The sequence below is a fragment of the Pseudomonas sp. TH15 genome (assembly GCF_016651105.1).
Classification (GTDB): Bacteria; Pseudomonadota; Gammaproteobacteria; order Pseudomonadales; family Pseudomonadaceae; genus Aquipseudomonas.
Genome location: NZ_JAEKEL010000001.1, coordinates 1695292 through 1713587, shown reverse-complemented (window position 1 = coordinate 1713587; position 18296 = coordinate 1695292). Strand labels below are relative to the sequence as shown.

At 59.1% G+C, this 18296-nt stretch carries 17 protein-coding genes; 8 read left to right on the top strand and 9 right to left on the bottom strand.

Going from position 1 to position 18296, the window contains the following annotated elements; genetic code table 11:
* The first annotated feature begins 66 nt into the window (after positions 1–66).
* A complete protein-coding gene (locus tag JFT87_RS07695) occupies positions 67–597 on the top strand; it encodes a ferritin-like domain-containing protein (protein ID WP_201200185.1) in 531 nt (176 codons plus the stop codon).
* Between the two features lie 111 nt (positions 598–708).
* On the opposite strand, the gene JFT87_RS07690 is transcribed toward JFT87_RS07695, so the two are convergent.
* Positions 709–2784: an AsmA family protein gene (locus tag JFT87_RS07690; protein WP_201200184.1), complete on the bottom strand. Its 2076-nt coding sequence runs from the start codon at positions 2782–2784 to the stop codon at positions 709–711.
* A gap of 387 nt (positions 2785–3171) precedes the next feature.
* Between JFT87_RS07690 and JFT87_RS07685 the strand changes: the two genes are divergently transcribed.
* The 7 genes from JFT87_RS07685 to JFT87_RS07655 all read left to right on the top strand — a co-directional run bounded on the left by JFT87_RS07685 (position 3172) and on the right by JFT87_RS07655 (position 8459).
* On the top strand, positions 3172–3684 hold the full coding sequence (locus tag JFT87_RS07685) for a hypothetical protein (protein WP_201200183.1): 513 nt from the start codon (positions 3172–3174) through the stop codon (positions 3682–3684).
* Between the two features lie 158 nt (positions 3685–3842).
* Complete coding sequence (locus JFT87_RS07680; RefSeq protein ID WP_201200182.1) at positions 3843–4475, top strand: TetR family transcriptional regulator; 633 nt, start codon at positions 3843–3845, stop codon at positions 4473–4475.
* Between the two features lie 241 nt (positions 4476–4716).
* Entirely contained in the window at positions 4717–5217 is a 501-nt protein-coding gene (ureE, locus tag JFT87_RS07675) for an urease accessory protein UreE (RefSeq protein WP_054044075.1), read from the top strand.
* Positions 5214–5888, top strand: coding sequence for an urease accessory protein UreF (locus JFT87_RS07670; protein WP_201200181.1), 675 nt, complete (start codon positions 5214–5216; stop codon positions 5886–5888). The genes ureE and JFT87_RS07670 overlap by 4 nt, the downstream gene beginning before the upstream one ends.
* A 37-nt stretch (positions 5889–5925) precedes the next feature.
* Positions 5926–6540: an urease accessory protein UreG gene (gene ureG / locus JFT87_RS07665; protein WP_123513966.1), complete on the top strand. Its 615-nt coding sequence runs from the start codon at positions 5926–5928 to the stop codon at positions 6538–6540.
* Between the two features lie 35 nt (positions 6541–6575).
* On the top strand, positions 6576–7148 hold the full coding sequence (locus JFT87_RS07660; RefSeq protein ID WP_201200179.1) for a HupE/UreJ family protein: 573 nt from the start codon (positions 6576–6578) through the stop codon (positions 7146–7148).
* A 174-nt stretch (positions 7149–7322) separates the two neighbouring features.
* The gene (locus JFT87_RS07655) at positions 7323–8459 is read left to right on the top strand and encodes an AGE family epimerase/isomerase (protein WP_201200177.1); all 1137 of its coding nucleotides are present in this window, start codon (positions 7323–7325) and stop codon (positions 8457–8459) included.
* 144 nt (positions 8460–8603) lie between these two features.
* Here the strand turns inward: JFT87_RS07655 and JFT87_RS07650 are convergent, their stop codons facing one another.
* The 8 genes from JFT87_RS07650 to amaA form a co-directional block, all read right to left on the bottom strand.
* Complete coding sequence (locus JFT87_RS07650) at positions 8604–9509, bottom strand: cation diffusion facilitator family transporter (protein ID WP_201200175.1); 906 nt, start codon at positions 9507–9509, stop codon at positions 8604–8606.
* A gap of 204 nt (positions 9510–9713) precedes the next feature.
* The gene (locus JFT87_RS07645; protein ID WP_201205114.1) at positions 9714–10484 is read right to left on the bottom strand and encodes an SDR family oxidoreductase; all 771 of its coding nucleotides are present in this window, start codon (positions 10482–10484) and stop codon (positions 9714–9716) included.
* Positions 10485–11337: 853 nt separating this feature from the next.
* On the bottom strand, positions 11338–12054 hold the full coding sequence (locus tag JFT87_RS07640; RefSeq protein WP_201200173.1) for an ABC transporter ATP-binding protein: 717 nt from the start codon (positions 12052–12054) through the stop codon (positions 11338–11340).
* Positions 12051–12923 (bottom strand): ABC transporter ATP-binding protein, encoded by an 873-nt coding sequence (locus tag JFT87_RS07635; protein WP_201189466.1) that lies wholly within the window; start codon positions 12921–12923, stop codon positions 12051–12053. The genes JFT87_RS07640 and JFT87_RS07635 overlap by 4 nt, the downstream gene beginning before the upstream one ends.
* Positions 12920–14203, bottom strand: coding sequence for a high-affinity branched-chain amino acid ABC transporter permease LivM (livM, locus tag JFT87_RS07630; protein ID WP_201200171.1), 1284 nt, complete (start codon positions 14201–14203; stop codon positions 12920–12922). Before livM ends, JFT87_RS07635 begins: the two co-directional genes overlap by 4 nt.
* A gap of 3 nt (positions 14204–14206) precedes the next feature.
* Complete coding sequence (locus JFT87_RS07625) at positions 14207–15121, bottom strand: ABC transporter permease subunit (protein ID WP_201189469.1); 915 nt, start codon at positions 15119–15121, stop codon at positions 14207–14209.
* Between the two features lie 268 nt (positions 15122–15389).
* Positions 15390–16523 carry a branched-chain amino acid ABC transporter substrate-binding protein gene (locus JFT87_RS07620; protein ID WP_201200169.1) on the bottom strand — a complete coding sequence of 378 codons (1134 nt, stop codon included), beginning with the start codon at positions 16521–16523 and terminating at the stop codon, positions 15390–15392.
* Between the two features lie 364 nt (positions 16524–16887).
* Positions 16888–18171, bottom strand: a complete 1284-nt coding sequence (gene amaA, locus JFT87_RS07615) for an L-pipecolate oxidase (RefSeq protein WP_201200167.1) — start codon at positions 18169–18171, stop codon at positions 16888–16890.
* Positions 18172–18296 lie beyond the last annotated feature (125 nt).

Here is an 18296-nt window from a genome sequence, read left to right as displayed (position 1 = left end):
CACCTTAGGTAGCGATCACGTCCCCAGAGGCGTGACGTCAACCGGATTAGCTTCCAGGAGATTGAGATGAGCGACATGCATTTGTCTGATGTAACCACCCTGCGTGAGCGGGCCCGCAAGAACGTCGAGAACGGTGCCGTGACCGAAAGCTACAGCGCCGACATCAATGAAGTGCTGCGCCTGCTCAACGAATCGCTGGCCACCGAACTGGTCTGCGTGTTGCGTTACAAGCGCCACTACTTCATGGCCACCGGCCTGAAAGCCCATTTTGCCGCCGACGAGTTCCTCGAACACGCGAACCAGGAAGCCGAACACGCCGACCGTCTGGCCGCGCGCATCGTGCAACTGGGCGGTGAGCCGGAGTTCAACCCCGACCTGCTGTCGAAAAACTCCCACGCCCAGTACGTGGCCGGCAACAACCTCAAGGAGATGGTCTACGAAGACCTGGTCGCCGAGCGGATCGCCATCGACAGCTACCGCGAGATCATTCAGTACATCGGCGAAAAAGACCCGACGACCCGGCGCATCTTCGAAGACATTTTGGCGCAGGAAGAAGAGCATGCGGATGATATGGCTGACATTCTGAAAGACCTGTAGCGCCTGATAGACCGCTATCGCGAGCAAGCTCGCTCCCACAATGGATCTGCGTTCACAGGCCCCATGTGGGAGCGAGCTTGCTCGCGATGGCGTCTTCAAAGACGCCACAAATTACTTGGTTGGTTTAACGGTCACCGGCGCCTTGCCCGACTTCATCTGCGCCAACAACGGCACACACTGGTTCGGCTCGCCACCACTCGGCGCGATCAGCGCCAACAACCCCGCCGCTGGCGCCGCGATCACGCCCAACGCCACCATACCGGCCCCACGCAACAACAACGGCACCGCTTTCACGCCCGCATCCGGCTTGATGAACTTGCCCCGCACGTACAACGGCGAACGCAACGAAATCAAACGCCAGCCCTTGGATTCCGGCGTAACGGTCAAGTCCAGTTGCTCAGTCGCCATGTTCGCGGTGCCATCGATGTAGATGATCGCGTTCTCGGTATCGAAGACAAACAACTGCGTGGTCGCCAAACCGGTCTTGATATCGAAATCGGCCGCCGCGCAGTTGATCTTCACTTCTTTGTCGCCAAAGATTTTGCCGACCACGTAGTTGCCGACGTTAAGTCCCGCCAGCTCCATCAACTCGCGGCTGATGGCGCCGTCGTTGATCAGCATTTTCAGCTTGCCGTTGGCGCTGCCCATCAACTTGGCCACCGAGTTGCCACGGCCGGCGATATCAGCGTCACCATTCAACTCGCCGAAACTGGTTTTCATCGGTTCAAAGGTCGGGAACAGCTGCTTGAGTTTGAAACCACGAGCGGTGAGTTTTGCCTGACCTTCCAGCGGCTCACTGCGGCCATTGAGACGAATCTGCGCATCCAGCTTGCCGCCGGCTACGCCGAAACGCAGCGGCTCCAGGCTGAGTTCGCCATCATTGAGTTTCAGGTGGGTATAAAGGTCGGTGAACGGCAGTTTTTCGCTGTGGACGATGCGTTTGCCGGTGAATTCGACGTCGGCGTCCATATCGCGCCAGCGCTCGGTCTTGAACTCTTCGACCGGCAAGACCTTGTCCGTCGGCTGCTTGCTTTCGCCGCCACGAGCCTTCTGCTTGGCGTTGGAATCGGCGCCGATCAACGGCGCCAGGTCGGCAAACAGCAATTGGTTGGAGACCAGCGCGCCGCTGAGTTTGGGCCGGGGCTGACTGGCGACGTACGCCAGGTCGCCATGAATGTCGCTGTCGCCGATCTTGCCGTTGAAGCCTTCATAGCGGAACTGCGCGCCGGCCGCGTCATGCAGCTTGGCGGTCAAGTGACCGTCAGTGGCGTAGGGCGGCGAGGCCGGCAGGGTCACGCCGGTCAACGGGTAAAGGTTGGCCAGGCTGGTGCCGGCCAGCTTCAAGCGCAAATCCAAGGCACCGAGGTTCAGCGGGTCTGTCAGCGTGCCCGCCAGATCGACGCTGGTGTCGGCGATCTTGACCTGGGCCTGGAGCGGAAACGGCTTGGCCGCGTCCTGCAAGGCCAGCAGGCCGCCGATCTTGCCTTCACCGGCGAGCTTCTGCTGGTGGTATTGGCCTTTCACCTTGATGGCGAAGGCGTAGTCCTGGGGTGCGCCGCCCTTATCGAACGCGGTTTTTGCGGCTTTGTCGCCGACGATATCGCTGAACGGAATCGGTTTGCCCAACGGGTCGATCAGCACGTCGAGCTGGGTTTTCAGGCTCTGGTCGTCGAGGGTGACGTGACCCTTGTCGAATCCGATGGCGCCGATGTCCACCACCCACTTTGACGGTTCAGCATTCGGGTCCTTGGGATCGAACTTGAAGGTCCAGTTGGCGCGACCGTCGGCCAGGCGCTGGAGGCCGGCATTCGGTTCGGTCAGGTCAATGCGCGGGATCACCACCCGTTGCGCCAACAAGGCCAGCGGCGAGATGCGCAACTCGACACGCTTGAGGGTGACCATTTGCGGCTGCTTCGACCAGTCCGGGTTACCCAGGCTCAAGTCCTCGGCCACCACATGCGGCCACGGCACCCAGGCCCGCCAGCCGCCTTCATCGAGTTCGCGCCGCCACACCACCGCCAGGTTGCCATTAATGGCGAACGGACGGTGCAGCTCTTCGGAGACTTTGGCATTGAGTGGGGGTTTGATCCGGTTCCAATCAAAGAACACGATGATCAGAACCAGTACTGCCAGCAGCACAACCAGGCTGGCGAAGGTCCAGGTAATTATTTTTGAAGTGCGCGTCATTGCACGGGGCTCCTGAATACGACTGAGCGCCCTGACTGCGACGCACGGGTGAAACGTTAGGCCAGAACCGGCCTGCCATGGAATCTACGACTGGAAAACGGCCCGCAGGTTTAACCCGATTACCGCTTAACCCTCAAATAATCCATCGCCCACACACTGCGCCCGCTTCTGGCGTTACCGACCCCGCACTTTTGTGCGGCACGAGTGAGTCGAAAATACCCACCTCAGTGCAAAACGGCCCGCCGGAAACGCCCGTTCTAGAGCGCCTGCACGGAACAATCAATTCTGTTGATTATTACCATTGCGTTTATGAACTTTTATATCGACTTATCGAGAGTAGCATTGACCTCGTACCCACTTTATCGCCCTCCCAAGGAGCAACCCATCATGAAACGCCAATTACTGCTTAGCCTGACCCTCTCGATGCTAGCCAGCACCGCATTTGCTCTGCCAGCCGCTGATCAGGCCACACCGCAAGTCAAAACCAATCACTCGGTATTCAGCCAAACCGTCGCTGCTGATGGCTCGGATCGCACTCCACAAGGCCAGACCCTTGCCGAAGGTGGTAATGATCGCCTGAAAGAGAAAGGCTTGATCACCCAAGATGGCTACGACAAAACACCACAAGGCCAGACCCTTGCCGCTGACGGTTCCGACCGCACTCCACAAGGCCAGACCCTTGCTGCTGACGGCTCCGACCGCACCCCACAAGGCCAGACCCTTGCTGCTGACGGCTCCGACCGCACTCCACAAGGCCAGACCCTTGCTGCTGACGGTTCCGATCGCACTCCACAAGGCCAGACCCTTGCTGCTGATGGTTCTGATCGCACCCCACAAGGCCAAACCCTTGCTGAAGGTGGTGGTGACCGTGTAATCGAACGCAACAGCGCTGTGAGCTAAGCCCATGGCGGCCCTGAAAAAAAGCCCAATCCCCGGATTGGGCTTTTGACTTTTATAGAAGCACGCTTGTTCTTCGCATGAACCCCGATCCCCGTTCGACGCCGGCAAAGCCGATTTGCTAGAGTGCGCCGCTGTCCTGTCCAGAAAACACCCTTGCGATGCTGCCCCGCGCCGAACAGAAACAACAGACCCGCAACGCCCTGATGGACGCCGCCCGCCATTTGATGGAATGCGGCCGAGGATTCGGCAGCCTGAGCCTGCGCGAAGTGGCGAAAACCGCCGGGATCGTGCCCACCGGTTTCTACCGGCATTTTTCCGATATGGACGAACTTGGCCTGGTGCTGGTCAGCGAAGTCGGCCAGACCTTCCGCGAAACCATCCGCCTGGTACGCCACAACGAATTCGTCATGGGCGGCATCATTGATGCGTCGGTGCGGATCTTCCTCGACGTGGTCAGCGCCAATCGCTCGCAATTCCTGTTTCTTGCCCGTGAGCAATACGGCGGTTCGCTGCCGGTGCGTCAGGCCATTGGCCGATTGCGCGAAGACATCAGCTCCGACCTGGCGTCCGACCTGTCGCTGATGCCGAAGCTGCAACATTTGGACATTGCCGGGCTGAGCGTCATGGCTGACCTGATCGTTAAAAGCGTGTTTGCCACCCTGCCGGACATTATCGATCCGCCCGTTGACGCATTGCCGGAGCACCTGACGCCTCAGGCGAAGATCACCCAGCAACTGCGCTTTATCTTTATTGGCCTCAAGCATTGGCAGGGGCTCGGTAGCACTGAGTAAAGACCCAAAGATCGCAGCCTTCGGTGGCTCCTACAGGGATTGATGTAGGCGTTGCCGACGGCTGCGATCTTTTTGTGCGCCACAAAAAGGTGCGTGTAAAAATCTTCACGCACCAAAACCTTCCATATTCCTGCAACATCTTGCAACAACCACTAAGCTCCGACAGGGTTTTCCTACGTCTTGTCCGATTGGCAAGCCCCTTGCTCTAGCCTGAGTATTGTCCTCTGCTGGAAGCTTTCCGATGCTGGTGATTCATCGCAGAATCGACCCTCAACCCGTCTGGGCCGCCGAGTTGCACCTGACCTTCGAAGCCCGGAGCAAAAGCCGTTTGCGCTGTTTCAGTGCCGAGCAGGAAGATGTCGGGTTGTTTTTAGAGCGCGGCCAGCCGCCGCTGTATGACGGCGAATGCCTACAGGCTGAAGACGGGCGAATCGTGCGCGTCTGCGCTCGTCCCGAACAATTGCTGCACGTCACCTGCGCCAATGCCTTCGAACTGACCCGCGCGGCCTATCACTTGGGCAACCGCCACGTTGCCCTGCAAGTCGGCGATGGCTGGCTGCGTTTGCTCGACGATTACGTACTCAAGGCCATGCTCGAACAGCTGGATGCCAAGGTCGAAAACATCGAAGCCCCATTCCAGCCGGAACACGGCGCTTACGGTGGCGGCCATCACCACTCGCGGCACGGCGACGAAGATTTCAACTACCCACCGAAACTGCACCAGTTCGGCGTGCGTTTATGAACCCAGCCTGGGCGCTGCTGCGCCTGGCCAGTCCGCAGTTGCCGATTGGCGGCTACAGCTATTCCCAAGGCCTGGAAATGGCGGTGGATAACGGCCGGGTGAATGATGCTGATAGCGCGCGACGCTGGATCAGTGATCAGTTGCTGCTGAACCTCGCGCGTTTCGAAGCGCCGTTGTTGCTCGCCCATTGCGTGGCCGCCGCCGACGAAAACTGGGCCGAACTGTTGCAACGCTGCGAAGAACATCGCGCCAGCCGGGAAACCCGCGAACTGCATCAGGAAAGTCGGCAGATGGGCTATTCGTTGCAGCAACTGCTCAACGGTTTACCAGAACTCGATGCGCCAGCCCGGGCTTTTCTCGAGCAACGTCCCGAGCCGCACTTGGCTCTCGGCTGGGCATTGGCCGCCCGCGCTTGGGGGATCACGCCGCAGGATGCCTTGGCCGCCTGGCTCTGGAGCTGGCTGGAAAACCAATTGGCGGTGTTGATGAAAACCCTGCCCATGGGCCAGCAGGCCGCGCAACGCCTGACCAGTCAATTGCTGCCGTTGCTACAAGAGGCGCAGCTACACGCTACCCGAATCAATCCCGAACACTATGGCAGCGCCGCTTTCGGCCTGTCCCTGGCGTGCATGGCCCATGAGCGCCAGTACAGCCGTCTGTTCCGTTCCTAGGGCCTTTTATTTTGGGCCTTTTATTTGGAGAAGCAGCATGAACACACAACCTCTGCGCGTCGGCATCGGCGGCCCGGTCGGTTCCGGTAAAACCGCCCTGACCCTGGCCCTGTGCCTGGCGCTACGTGATCGCTACAACCTGGCGGTCGTGACTAACGACATCTACACCCGCGAAGACGCTGACTTTCTGGTGCGCAACGAAGCCCTGGCACCGGAACGCATCATCGGCGTCGAAACCGGCGGCTGCCCGCACACGGCGATCCGCGAAGACGCCTCGATCAACCTCGAAGCAGTCGATCAACTGAACCGGCGCTTTCCGGGGCTGGACCTGATTATTGTCGAGTCCGGTGGCGACAACCTGTCGGCGACCTTCAGCCCGGAGCTGTCCGACTTGACCATCTATGTGATCGACGTTTCCGCTGGCGACAAGTTGCCTCGCAAGGGCGGGCCGGGGATTTGCAAATCCGATTTGCTGGTGATCAACAAGGTCGATCTCGCGCCGCTGGTGGGCGCCTCGCTGGAGTTGATGGACAGCGACACCAAACGCATGCGCAACGGCAAGCCGTTCGTCTTCAGCAACCAGAAGACCGGCCTGGGCCTGGAAGAAATCATCGCCTTCATCGAACGCCAGGGCCTGCTGACCGCAGCCTGATCACGCTCAATTTTTATCAACAAGGAAGCTTATCCATGACACTGAAACGCATCCTGGGCACCCTGGCCCTGCTGCTGACCCCGGCCATCGCCTTCGCCCACCCAGGTCATGGTGATAACGGTTTGATCGCGGGCATCAGCCACCCGATAAGCGGCATCGATCACCTGCTGGCGATGGTCGCGGTGGGTTTGTGGGCGGCGCAGCAGAAAGGCGCGGCGCGCTGGGCGCTGCCATGCACGTTCGTCGGCACTATGCTGATCGGCGGCTTGCTCGGTTTTGAAGGGCTGAACCTGCCGGCATTGGAAAGCGGGATTGCGGCGTCGGTGTTGGCGCTGGGCCTGGCGGTGGCGCTGGCGGTGCGTCCGCCACTGGTGATGGCGGTGGCGGCAACGGCGTTGTTTGCGCTGTTTCATGGCGTGGCACATGGTCTGGAACTGCCGGACATGTCGAGCCCTTGGGCGTATGCCGCCGGGTTTGTAGCGGCGACGGCGGCGTTGCATGCGGCCGGTTATGCGATGGTTCGCGTGTTGCCTCAGGCGGCGGCGCCGTTGGTTCGGGTGGTCGGGGCGGCTTCGGCAGCGACCGGAGTTTGGTTGTTGGCGGGCTGAATTCATTATTGCCAGTTCTGGCCTCATCGCGAGCAAGCTCGCTCCCACATTGGAATGCGTTCCCCTGTGGGAGCGAGCTTGCTCGCGATGGCGGCCTGACAGACACCGGCTCTCTAGGGCCGGCCTCTCTGCTAACATGTCGCGCAATCGCCCCTGCCGTGACGACGCCAGCCAATGCCGCATGCTTCCCGCTCTGCCTCCCAGCCTGAATTGACCGCCCTGTTCGCCTCGGTGCAACAGCATTTCCAGGACGTCATCGTGCCGCTCTGGCAAGGCCCCGGCTGGAACACCGACATGGCGTTGCCCTATGAGGCGCTGGACGCTGAGCATCAACCGCTGCCACCGCAGCGCTATCGCGCCATGGCCTGCGCCCGTCAGCTGTATCTTTTTTCGAGCCTGATCGGCCAGGTGCCGGAGGCCGAAGTCCGGGCGGCGGCGCTGTTCCGTTCCTTGCAGCAGCATTTTCACGATGCCGAGCACGGCGGCTGGTTCTACAGCATCGACCCGCAAGGCGCGCCGCTGGATCAGCGCAAAGACCTCTACACCCACGCGTTCATCCTGTTCGCCTGCGCCCATTACTGGGACAAGGTTCGCGAGCCACTGGTGGAATCGGTGCTCAACGCGGCACTGGAAGTCGTGGCCCAACGCTTCGCCACGGACGACGGTCTGTACGAAGCGTGCCTGGACCGTGACTGGTCTTCGCTCAAGACCGGACCGCTGCAGAACCCGCTGATGCATTTGGCCGAAGCGTTTCTCGCAACCCTGTCAGTGCGTGAAGACATCGCCGTGCAGCAACGCTTGCTAGCGCTGTGTGCCGGGATGCAGAAGAAATTCGTCGTCCCGCAGGAAGGCGTTTTGATGGAAAAACCTCTGGGGGCTGTGGATAACTGGTTCGAACCGGGCCATCAGTTCGAGTGGTACTTCCTGCTGGAGTCTTCTTCGTTGCTGCGAGACAGCAAACTGCATCGCTCCCTGAGCCGGGCGTTCAGCTACACCGAGCAGTTGGGCGTGGTCGAACACAATGGCGCCGTTCGAGCCATGCTCGATCTGGAGAGCGACCCCCGTCGTCCTCGCGACAGCACTCAACGCATCTGGGCGCAGGCCGAATACCTGCGCGCCCTGACCTTGCGGCCGGACAGCGAAGCGGCGGTGCTGCGCCAATTGCAGGCGTTGCAGCAGCGTTTCCTGCATGCGGGGGGTTGGTATGAGTGTCGTGATGAGGAGGGTGAAGTCAGCCGCAAGGACATGCCGTCGACCACGCCGTATCACTTGGCGACCTGTTATCGCGGACTAGTTGATTACCTGAGCTGACTTGTGGCGAGGGAGCTTGCTCCCGCTGGGCTGCGCAGCAGACCCTCATTTTTTCGGGCACATCGCAGGCGGCTGCTGCGCACCCGAACGGGAGCAAGCTCCGTCGCCACAGGTAAATACCCTCCCCCATAGATCACCGATCCATCACGCAATCCACTTCCGATCCCCGGTAAAACTGATCGTCAGCCAGCGCGCCGCATCCGCCTTGCCCAACTTCGCGGAAATCTCCTCGCGCAATACATCCAGTTGCCCAACGTTCTCCAGTCGGTAATCCGCCGGCAACACCACATGAATCTCGATAAACCGCGCCCGTCCGTGCTTTTGCACGTAGGAGATGTAGTCGTCGAAACCATGCTCGACCTTGGCCGCGTCCATCACCTGGCGCACTTTGTCGTCCAGTTGATCCGGGGCAATGCCCAGTACATCACGTAGCGCCGGGCGCAGGATCTTGAACGCCGGCGCCAACATGCTCAGCGCCAGCAGAATCAGAATCAGCGGGTCGACGTAGACCGCCCACTGCCCATAACCCTGGGACTTGAGCAACAGCGCCGTCAGGAAACTCACCAACAAACCCACCGACAGCATCGCGTCCACCAGCCAACTGATGTTGTCGAACTGGATCAGCGTTGATTTGAGCTTTCGGTTGCGATGACGAACGTAGAAGAAATACGCGAACTCGACGACGGTAAACACCGCCGCGTAGATGATCACCAGCCCGAGCTCAATCTCGCGGCCGCCATTGATGATGCCGAACACGCCGTTGAGAAAGGCATAGATCGCGATCAGAAACAGGAAACTGCCTTCGATCAGCAACACCATCGGCTCCAGGTGCCAGAAGCCGAACTGGAAGCGGTGATTACTTTCTTTGGCGATCAACTTGGCGGTGATCAGCATCAGGACCTTGATGAAGGTCGCGATCAACGAGAAAAAACCATCGAACAGGATGGATTGGGCACCTGAAACAAAACCGGTAACGATCCCGGCGATCGCCACGGCGAACATCAGAATGGTCGATTGTTTGAGCAGCGACTGCTCACCTCGGTTACTCACGTAGCCTCCTCTAAAAACCTTGAAAACCGCAGGGTGCGGTGGGGTTGTTGGATGAGGAGTCTACCTTATGTGCTGTTTTGCCAGTTCGGGCCCCTTCGCGAGCAAGCCCGCTCCCACAGGGGAAATGTGTTGTGTCCAAGATTGCAGACACACCATAAATCCAATGTGGGAGCGGGCTTGCTCGCGAAAAACGATGACTCGGTCTTACGCCTTGCCACCATTACGCTCAATCGAAAAACCCGCCCAGGTCTGGCTCACCGGCATCAGCTCCAGGCTGTTGATGTTGATGTGCGCCGGCGCATTCAGCACCCAGAAAATAGTGTCGGCGATGTCTTGCGGCTGAATCGGCTCGGCACCGGCGTAGGTGGCGTTGTAGCGTTCCTGGTCACCGGCAAAGCGCACCAGCGAGAACTCGCTCTCGCACAGGCCCGGCTCGATATTGCTGACCCGTACACCCGTGCCTTGCAGATCGCAACGCAGGTTCAGGGAGAACTGTTTGACGAACGCCTTGCTCGCGCCATACACGTGGCTGCCCGGGTACGGGTAGTTGCCGGCGATGGAGCCGAGGTTGACGATACCGGCGCCGCGACCGTGAGCGATCAGGCGTGGCAGCAGCAGGCGAGTGCTGTACATCAGGCCCTTGATGTTGGTATCGACCATGGTGTCCCAGTCGTCCAGATCACACTTGGGCGCCGGGTCCACGCCCAGTGCCAGGCCGGCGTTGTTGATCAACCCGCGCAACTTGGCGAAGGACGGCGGCAAGTTGGCAATCGCCTCCTCCATGGCCTTGCGATCACGCACGTCGAGCACCAGACCATGGACCTCGGTCTGCTTCGACAACTCGGCGCACAGGGCGTCGAGGCGCTCTTCACGACGGCCGGTCAGCACCAGTTTCCAGCCAGCCTCGGCAAAACGACGGGCGCAGGCTTCGCCAAAACCGGAGGTCGCGCCGGTGATAAACAGGGTGTTGGACATCGTGTTCTCCTTGCTTCGGCTGATCGGCAGCCATTGGAATAGAAAATCAGCAGCCAGCATGCCCGGCCCGTGAATATCGGGCAACACCTGCGGCAGCTCCTGCATGGACGCATTTCAGCTCAAAAAATGATCAATCGTCGAAACGCCATACAGGGCGTGGCCTGTAGCCATGTGCGCGCACGTTATCCACAGGCCGGTCCACAGTCTTTGGGGGCAAGTGCAAAACAGCGCGAGCCGCTGTGCACAAGGCTTTGCGAGCAGGTCAGAAAGTTTTTTGCTTGACCCTCAAGAGCCCACCGTGTAGCCCATGGCATTTTGCACGATCCACCGGGTAATCCGACGATGGCGCCAAGCCAGTAACGACGGCCCTCAGCCGAGTCTTTCCAGAGTTTAACCACAGACTTATCCACAGGATGGTTCACACGGAATCGGCTGCTCGAACTCGACTATAAAGAGGTTGACAAAGACGTCTGCCGCTATCGCAAAAACGACTGATCAAAAAACAACCACAACTCTGCAAGCCACGGTTTCAAAGGCGCTCAGCCAGCTACTCCCACGTTATTCACAGCCAGCTCCACAGCAAACGGGGACAAGTCAAAACCGTGACAAAACAACTATTTGCAGCGGCTTTATGTCGCGGTTTGAGAGCTTGTGAATATTGTTTTCCACAATTTCGGAATCGACTTGATATGGAAGATGGATTCACTGTAGGAGCTGCCGAAGGCTGCGATCTTTTGACGTCGGTTTTTAAGATCAGAAGATCGCAGCCTTCGGCAGCTCCTACATGGAATATGGCGGGCATGAAAAAGCCCCGGGACTTGCGTCGCCGGGGCTGTGTGTCTCCGGGGATAACTCAATGCCCGCCGAGATAGGCGTTACGCACCTCCTCGTTCACCAACAGCTCCTTGCCGGTGCCTGTGAGGCGGATCTCGCCGTTGACCATCACGTACGCTCGGTCAGACAGCTTGAGCGCGTGGTTGGCGTTCTGCTCGACCAGGAAGATAGTCATCCCGGTCTTCGCCAGTTCCCGCAGGGTCGAGAAGATCTGTTTCACCACAATCGGCGCCAGCCCCAGGCTCGGCTCATCGAGCAATAACAACTTGGGTCGGCTCATCAATGCCCGGGCGATGGCGAGCATTTGCTGCTCGCCGCCGGACATGGTCATGGCCCGCTGGGTACGCCGCTCTTCGAGCCGTGGAAACAGCTCGAACATGCGCTGCATGTCTTCTTTGGCGTACTTGTCGCCAATCGGGATGGTGCCCATCAGCAGGTTTTCCTCGACGGTCATGTCAGGGAACACCCGTCGGCCTTCCGGCGACTGCGCAATGCCGTGGGACGCGATGTAGTGGGACGACTTGTGGGTAATGTCCACACCCTGATAGATGATCTGACCATCAGCCGCCCGGGGCTGGCCGAAGATCGACATCAGCAGGGTCGACTTGCCGGCACCGTTGGAGCCAATCAGGCTGACGGTTTCGCCTTCGTTGATGTACAGCGAGACTTTCTTCAGGGCCTGGATCGGCCCGTAGAACACGTCCAGCTCCTTGAGTTCGAGGATCGGTTGACTCATACCAACTCCTCTTCATCGGCGCCCAGGTAGGCCGCAATCACTTTCGGATCGTTGCGAATCGCATCAGGTCCGCCCTCGGCGATGACGATGCCGTGGTCCAGAACCACGATGTGGTCGGAAATACTCATAACCATGCCCATGTCGTGTTCGATCAGCACCACGGTCAGATCGTGCTCGTCGCGCAGCAGCCGGATCATCGCGCTCAGCGCTTCGGTTTCCTGAGGGTTGAGGCCGGCGGCCGGTTCGTCGAGGCAGATGATCTGCGGCCGCGTGCACATGGCCCGGGCGATTTCCAGACGACGTTGCTGCCCGTAGGACAGTTCGCCGGCCAGACGGTTGGCGCAGTCCACCAGGTCCACCACTTCCAGCCAGTAGAAGGCGTGGTCCAGCGCATCGCTTTCGGCCTTGCGGTAACCCTTGGTGTTGAGGATGCCGGCCAACATGTTGCGGTTGACCCACATGTGCTGGGCCACCAGCAGGTTTTCCAGCACCGACATTTCCTTGAACAGGCGAATGTTCTGGAACGTGCGGGCCAGGCCGGCACGGTTCACCAGGTGGGTGCCGCCGAACATTTTGTAGTACAGCCGGCTAAGGAAGGATTTCGGCGAGACGAAATCGACCGGTTTGAACGACTCACCCAACAGTTTGATGACGTTAGTCTGCTCGCCACGCACATTGAGTTCGATCTTGCCGCCCGAGGCCTTGTAGAACCCGGTCAGGCAGTTGAACACCGTGGTCTTGCCGGCACCGTTGGGGCCGATCAGGGCGAAGATCGAGTTGCGTTTGACCTTCAGGCTGACATCGCTCAGCGCCTTGATGCCGCCGAAGTGCATCATCAGCTTCTCGACCGAGAGTACGACTTCGCTCATGGCGCTACTCCTTTACGCGGGGTCACACCGGTACGGCTGATCCGAATCAGGCCGCGTGGTCGCCAGATCATCATCAACACCATCAACACGCCGAACAACAGCACGCGGTATTCCGCGAAGCCACGCAGCAGTTCAGGGGCGACGGTCAGCACGAACGCCGCAATCACCACGCCGATAGTCGAGCCCATGCCGCCGAGTACCACGATGGCGAGAATCAAGGCCGATTCGAAGAAGGTGAACGAGGTCGGGTTAACGAAGCCTTGATAGGTGGCAAAGAACACACCCGCCAAACCGGCCGTCGATGCACCGATGGTGAACGCAGAGAGCTTGACCAGCACATGGTTCAGGCCCATGGAGCGGCAAGCGATTTCGTCTTCACGCAGTGCTTCCCAAGCACGACCGACTGGCATGCGGGTCAGGCGATGCTTGATATACAGCACGGCCAGCACGACCAGGAACAACACCGCATAGATGAAGTAGTACTTCACGTCCGGGTTGTAGGCGATGCCGAAGAACTCATGGAACGGTATTCCGCCTTCCTTCGCTCTTTTGCCGAATTCGAGGCCAAAGAAGGTTGGCAACGGAGCCGCCATGCCATTCGGGCCGCCAGTCAGGGACAGCCAGTTGTTGAGGATCAGCCGGATGATTTCACCGAAACCCAACGTCACGATCGCCAGGTAGTCGCCGTGCAGACGCAGCACCGGGAAACCGAGGATGCAACCGGCAAGCCCCGCCGTGATTGCCGCCAGCGGCAGCACCGTCCAGAAACCCAGCCCCAAGTATTGATAACCGAGCGCCAGGCCGTAGGCACCGATGGCATAGAACGCCACATAACCGAGGTCGAGCAGGCCAGCCAGGCCGACCACAATGTTCAACCCCAGGCCCAGCAGCACGTAGATCAACCCAAGGATGACTACGCCCAGCAAGTACGAGTTGGAGAAGAACGGGAATACCACGGCAATGACGATCACCAGCGGCACAACCCAGCGCAAACGGGATTTGTAATCGGGCGGCAGTACATGAACCCCGGAGCCGGTGGTTTCAAAGCCTTCGAGGATTTTCAGGCCCCGGGGCGATTGCAGGAACAGGCTCAAGGCAAAGCGGCCAGCCATGACGATGGCGACCAGCCACGCCACACGGGTCGGCTGCAGGTTGAAGCTGTAGCCTTCAAGGACTACACCGACAATCGGGCCGAACACAATCAGGGCAACGAGGCCGGCAAGAATCGCGTCAACCAGGCTTCTTTTGACATCAATGGTTTTTTTAGTGGTTGAAGACATCGCTTACACCTTCGACACAAGAGGACGGCCGAGCAGGCCTTGAGGCCGAAAGACCAATACGAGAACCAGCAGCGAGAAGCTGAAAACGTCCTTGTAGTCCGAATTCACCAGGCCCGAGAACAACGACTCGGAAATCCCGAGGATGATCCCGCCGAGCATCGCGCCAGGCAGTGAGCCGATCCCGCCGAGTACCGCTGCGGTGAACGCTTTGATGCCGATGACGAAACCTGCGTAGAAGTCGAACGTGCCGTAGTTCATGGTGATCAGCACACCGGCCAGGGCCGCCATCGCTGCACCGATGATGAACACGTAGGAAATCACCCGGTCGGTGTTGATCCCCAGGATCGAGGCCATTTTGCGGTCTTGCTGGGTAGCGCGGCACATGCGGCCGAGCTTGGTGTACTTGATGACGTAGGTCAGCAGGCCCATACCGGCAAACGCTGCGACCAGAATGAAGATTTTGGTGTAGGTGAGCTGGACGAAGCCAGTGCCTATGTCGACGCGCCATGCACCGGTCAGCAGTGTCGGAACACCCTGTTGGCGAGCGCCCTGGGCGATCTGTGCATAGTTTTGCAGGATCAGCGAAATACCGATGGCGCTGATCAGCGGTGCCAGTCGTGTGGAGTTGCGCAGCGGTTTGTAGGCGACACGCTCGATGACCCAGCCATACACCGCCGTGACGACGATGGTGAAGATCAGTGTGCCGAGCATCAGCAGAGGGAAGGATTCAATACCGAAGTAAGCCAGCAGAGCCAGACTGATTGCCGCGAGGTAAGCGGAAATCATGTAAACCTCGCCGTGGGCGAAGTTGATCATGCCGATGATGCCATAGACCATTGTGTAGCCGATGGCGATCAGGCCATAGACAGACCCGAGAGTCATGCCATTGACCAGTTGCTGCAGGAAAATACCATCCATAACGCAATCTCACGCATTTGAGAGACTGCACAGAAGCGGTTTGCAACGGACCGGGGTTCAGCCGCCAGTGCAACACGGTTACGTGCAGCTCTACGAGAAAAGACAGACGGGCCTTCTGGCGGATACCAGTCAGCTAACTAACGGTGAACACAATTTTTGTGGCGAGGGAGCTTGCTCCCGCTGGGTCGCGTAGCATCCCCAACAACAGGACTGCTGCGCAGTCCAACGGGAGCAAGCTCCCTCGCCATAGACCGGTCACACGTTCATATCACTTCTGTTTTTCAAGCTGGTGGTATTTGCCGTCCTTGTCCCACTGGTAAACCACGTAGTCGGAGACTTTCAGGTCGCCCTTGGCGTCCCAGGTCTTCTCACCCATCACGGTTTTGACCGGGTGTGCTTTCAGCCATTTGGCAGCGTCTTCGCCCTTGTTGGACTTGGCGCCGTTGAAAGCAGCCGCCAGGGTCTGGACCGAAGCGTAGGCGTACAGGGTGTAGCCTTCTGGCTCAGTGCCGGCCTTGCGGAACTGCTCAACCACAGTCTTGCTGTCTGGCAGCAGGCGCGGGTCGGCGCCGAAGGTCATCAGCACGCCGTCGACGTATTGCGGGCCGCCAGCGGTGGTCACCAATTCGTCGGTCACGATGCCGTCATCGGACATGAATTTCACGTCCTTGAGGCCTTCGGTACGCAGTTGTTTAACCAGTGGACCAGCCTCTGGGTGCAGACCGCCGAAGTAGACGACGTCGGCGCCAGCAGCGCGGATTTTGGTGACCAGGGCGCTGAAGTCTTTTTCGCCACGGGTCAGACCTTCGTAGATCACCGGGGTCACGCCGCGCTTGATCAACTGAGCCTTGGTGGCATCTGCCAGGCCTTGGCCGTAGGTGTCTTTGTCGTGGATGACCGCGACTTTCTTGCCTTTGAGCACGTCGACGATGTAGTCGCCGGCCACGATGCCTTGCTGGTCGTCACGCCCGCACATACGGAACATGGCGCTCAGGCCGCGTTCGGTAACTTGTGGGTTGGTGGAACCTGGAGTGATCGCGATGATGCCCGCTTCGTCGTAGATCTCGGAAGCCGGGATGGTGGATGAGGAGCAGAAGTGACCGACTACACCGGCAACCTTCTGGTTGGTCAGGTCCTTGGCGACCGTCACAGCCTGCTTCGGTTCGCAGGCGTCATCGCCCTTGACCAGTACGATTTTTTCCCCGTTGACGCCGCCCGATGCGTTGATAGCGTCGGCCGCTGCCTGCGCACCCTTCATGTATTGCAAGCCAAATGCCGCGTTGGCGCCAGTCATTGGACCTGCCACACCGATTTTCACATCAGCTTGTGCAAACGCAGAAATACCCAAAGCAGTTGCCACTGCGAGGGCCAGAAAGCCTTTCTTGTAAAACGTCTGGGACATGAGGTGGTGCTCCAAGGTTTTTTTTTAGTTGGCACTGCGACTTCTCTGAATGCTCAGAGCAAGGGCCGTGCCATCGGTTTTTTATTCTGAAAAAAGTCGCTGCTTTATTGTTATTTCGACTGTTTCGATCCCATTTTCATTGGGCGTGCAACCGTCTAAACCGCGGGAGGTGAAACCTTTTCTTTTTGAAGGCGCAACCCGCATGCGCCATCATTGCAACCGCGGCGTTAAACGACGTGCAACCAGCCTGTAACAACGTGCGTCACCGAAGTGCACACTGCTGGTGCGCAACTGCTACAACTCGCACCATTACAGGCTAGTCGCTGCGCGAAAAAGCGCCGCTTCCAGCAACAAAAATCAACAATCAAATGACGATCCGCAAGCACTGGCCTGCGTGATACAGCGAAAAACCGGCCTCATACAAGCAACTGCGCAGGCCAACACCCGCCAATGGCTGCATCGGAGCGAACGGAATCGGTAGCGCCTGAGGATTTCCGTTACACAAATAGTCGGCAAAAGCTTTGCCTACGACTGTGCCAGTGGTGACGCCGCGACCGTTGTAACCGGTGACTGCCACTATTCCGGGCGCCGGTTCGAACAGGCGCATCAGATGATCGGGGGTAAAAGCGATGCAACCGGTCCAGGTGCACTCCCACTCAACCGGTTTAAGGTACGGGAAGTAATGCTGCTGAACCCGATCGGCCCAGGCCTTCAAGAACCAGGTCGGTTTCTGATTGCCGTTGCCGAGACTGCCGAGCAACAGGCGCCCGTCCTTGTCCCGACGAATACTGCTCAATACTTGTCGAGTGTCCCAGGAGCCTTGGCCGCCGGGCAGAATTTGTTGCGCAGCGTCTTCGGTCAGTGGGACCGAGGCGACTTGGTAGTAGTAACCGGGGAAGAAGTTGCGGCGCAGTTCTGTCCAGTCGCCTTCGGTGTAGGCGTTGGACGCGATCACTACCTGCTCGGCGAGCACCGAGCCTTGGGCCGTTTGCACCGACCAGCGTTGGCCCTGACGCTCAAGTCTTGTAACAGGCGAATGATCGAACAACTGACCACCGAGACCGATGGCCGCTTTGGCCAGCCCGGTGGTGTAGGCCATCGGGTTGAGAGTGCCAGCACGCCGATCCAGCAACGCGGCGGCGATTTTCTTGGTGCCAGTCGCTTGTTCACAGGCCTGGCCGGTCAACAGTTCAACTGGCGCCCCACGGCGCGTCCATTGTTCTTCACGACTGCGCAAGTCGGCTTCGCCACGGGCGTTGTGCGCCATGTGCAGCGTGCCTTCGCGGCGCAGTTGGCAATCGATGTTGTACTTATCCACAAGGCTGAACACCAGGGACGGTGCCGCACCGAGCATGCGGTTGAGCTGACTGCCCACCGCTTCGCCGAACCCGGCTTCGATCTCGTCCGGCGGGATCCACATCCCGGCGTTGACCAGCCCGACATTGCGTCCGGACCCGCCATGACCGGCGCGATGGGCTTCCAGCACGCAGACACTTTTACCCTGTTCCAACAAATGCACTGCCGCCGACAACCCGGTAAAACCGGCGCCGATGACACAGACATCGACCTTCACTTCACCCTTGAGCGCCGTATTGTCGGGCCTTTGTGGCGTCAGTTTTTCCCACAGACACTCTTCGCGTAACGGCATTGCCAGACTCCAATCAGAAACCTAACCAACACACCATTCAATTGTGGGAGCGAAGCTATCTGTGACGAAAACCTGTGGCTAGGGGATTTATCCCGTTCGGCTGCGAAGCAGTCGTCGCGTTAGAT

Coding starts and splice junctions, on each gene's coding strand:
- JFT87_RS07620 (WP_201200169.1), bottom strand. CDS start 16,523: ATGTCCCAGACGTTTTACAAGAAAGGCTTTCTGGCCCTCGCAGTGGCA.
- JFT87_RS07660 (WP_201200179.1), top strand. CDS start 6,576: ATGACACTGAAACGCATCCTGGGCACCCTGGCCCTGCTGCTGACCCCG.
- JFT87_RS07680 (WP_201200182.1), top strand. CDS start 3,843: ATGCTGCCCCGCGCCGAACAGAAACAACAGACCCGCAACGCCCTGATG.
- JFT87_RS07670 (WP_201200181.1), top strand. CDS start 5,214: ATGAACCCAGCCTGGGCGCTGCTGCGCCTGGCCAGTCCGCAGTTGCCG.
- JFT87_RS07655 (WP_201200177.1), top strand. CDS start 7,323: ATGCCGCATGCTTCCCGCTCTGCCTCCCAGCCTGAATTGACCGCCCTG.
- JFT87_RS07690 (WP_201200184.1), bottom strand. CDS start 2,784: ATGACGCGCACTTCAAAAATAATTACCTGGACCTTCGCCAGCCTGGTT.
- amaA (WP_201200167.1), bottom strand. CDS start 18,171: ATGCCGTTACGCGAAGAGTGTCTGTGGGAAAAACTGACGCCACAAAGG.
- JFT87_RS07685 (WP_201200183.1), top strand. CDS start 3,172: ATGAAACGCCAATTACTGCTTAGCCTGACCCTCTCGATGCTAGCCAGC.
- JFT87_RS07695 (WP_201200185.1), top strand. CDS start 67: ATGAGCGACATGCATTTGTCTGATGTAACCACCCTGCGTGAGCGGGCC.
- livM (WP_201200171.1), bottom strand. CDS start 14,203: ATGTCTTCAACCACTAAAAAAACCATTGATGTCAAAAGAAGCCTGGTT.
- JFT87_RS07640 (WP_201200173.1), bottom strand. CDS start 12,054: ATGAGTCAACCGATCCTCGAACTCAAGGAGCTGGACGTGTTCTACGGG.
- ureE (WP_054044075.1), top strand. CDS start 4,717: ATGCTGGTGATTCATCGCAGAATCGACCCTCAACCCGTCTGGGCCGCC.
- ureG (WP_123513966.1), top strand. CDS start 5,926: ATGAACACACAACCTCTGCGCGTCGGCATCGGCGGCCCGGTCGGTTCC.
- JFT87_RS07645 (WP_201205114.1), bottom strand. CDS start 10,484: ATGTCCAACACCCTGTTTATCACCGGCGCGACCTCCGGTTTTGGCGAA.
- JFT87_RS07625 (WP_201189469.1), bottom strand. CDS start 15,121: ATGGATGGTATTTTCCTGCAGCAACTGGTCAATGGCATGACTCTCGGG.
- JFT87_RS07635 (WP_201189466.1), bottom strand. CDS start 12,923: ATGAGCGAAGTCGTACTCTCGGTCGAGAAGCTGATGATGCACTTCGGC.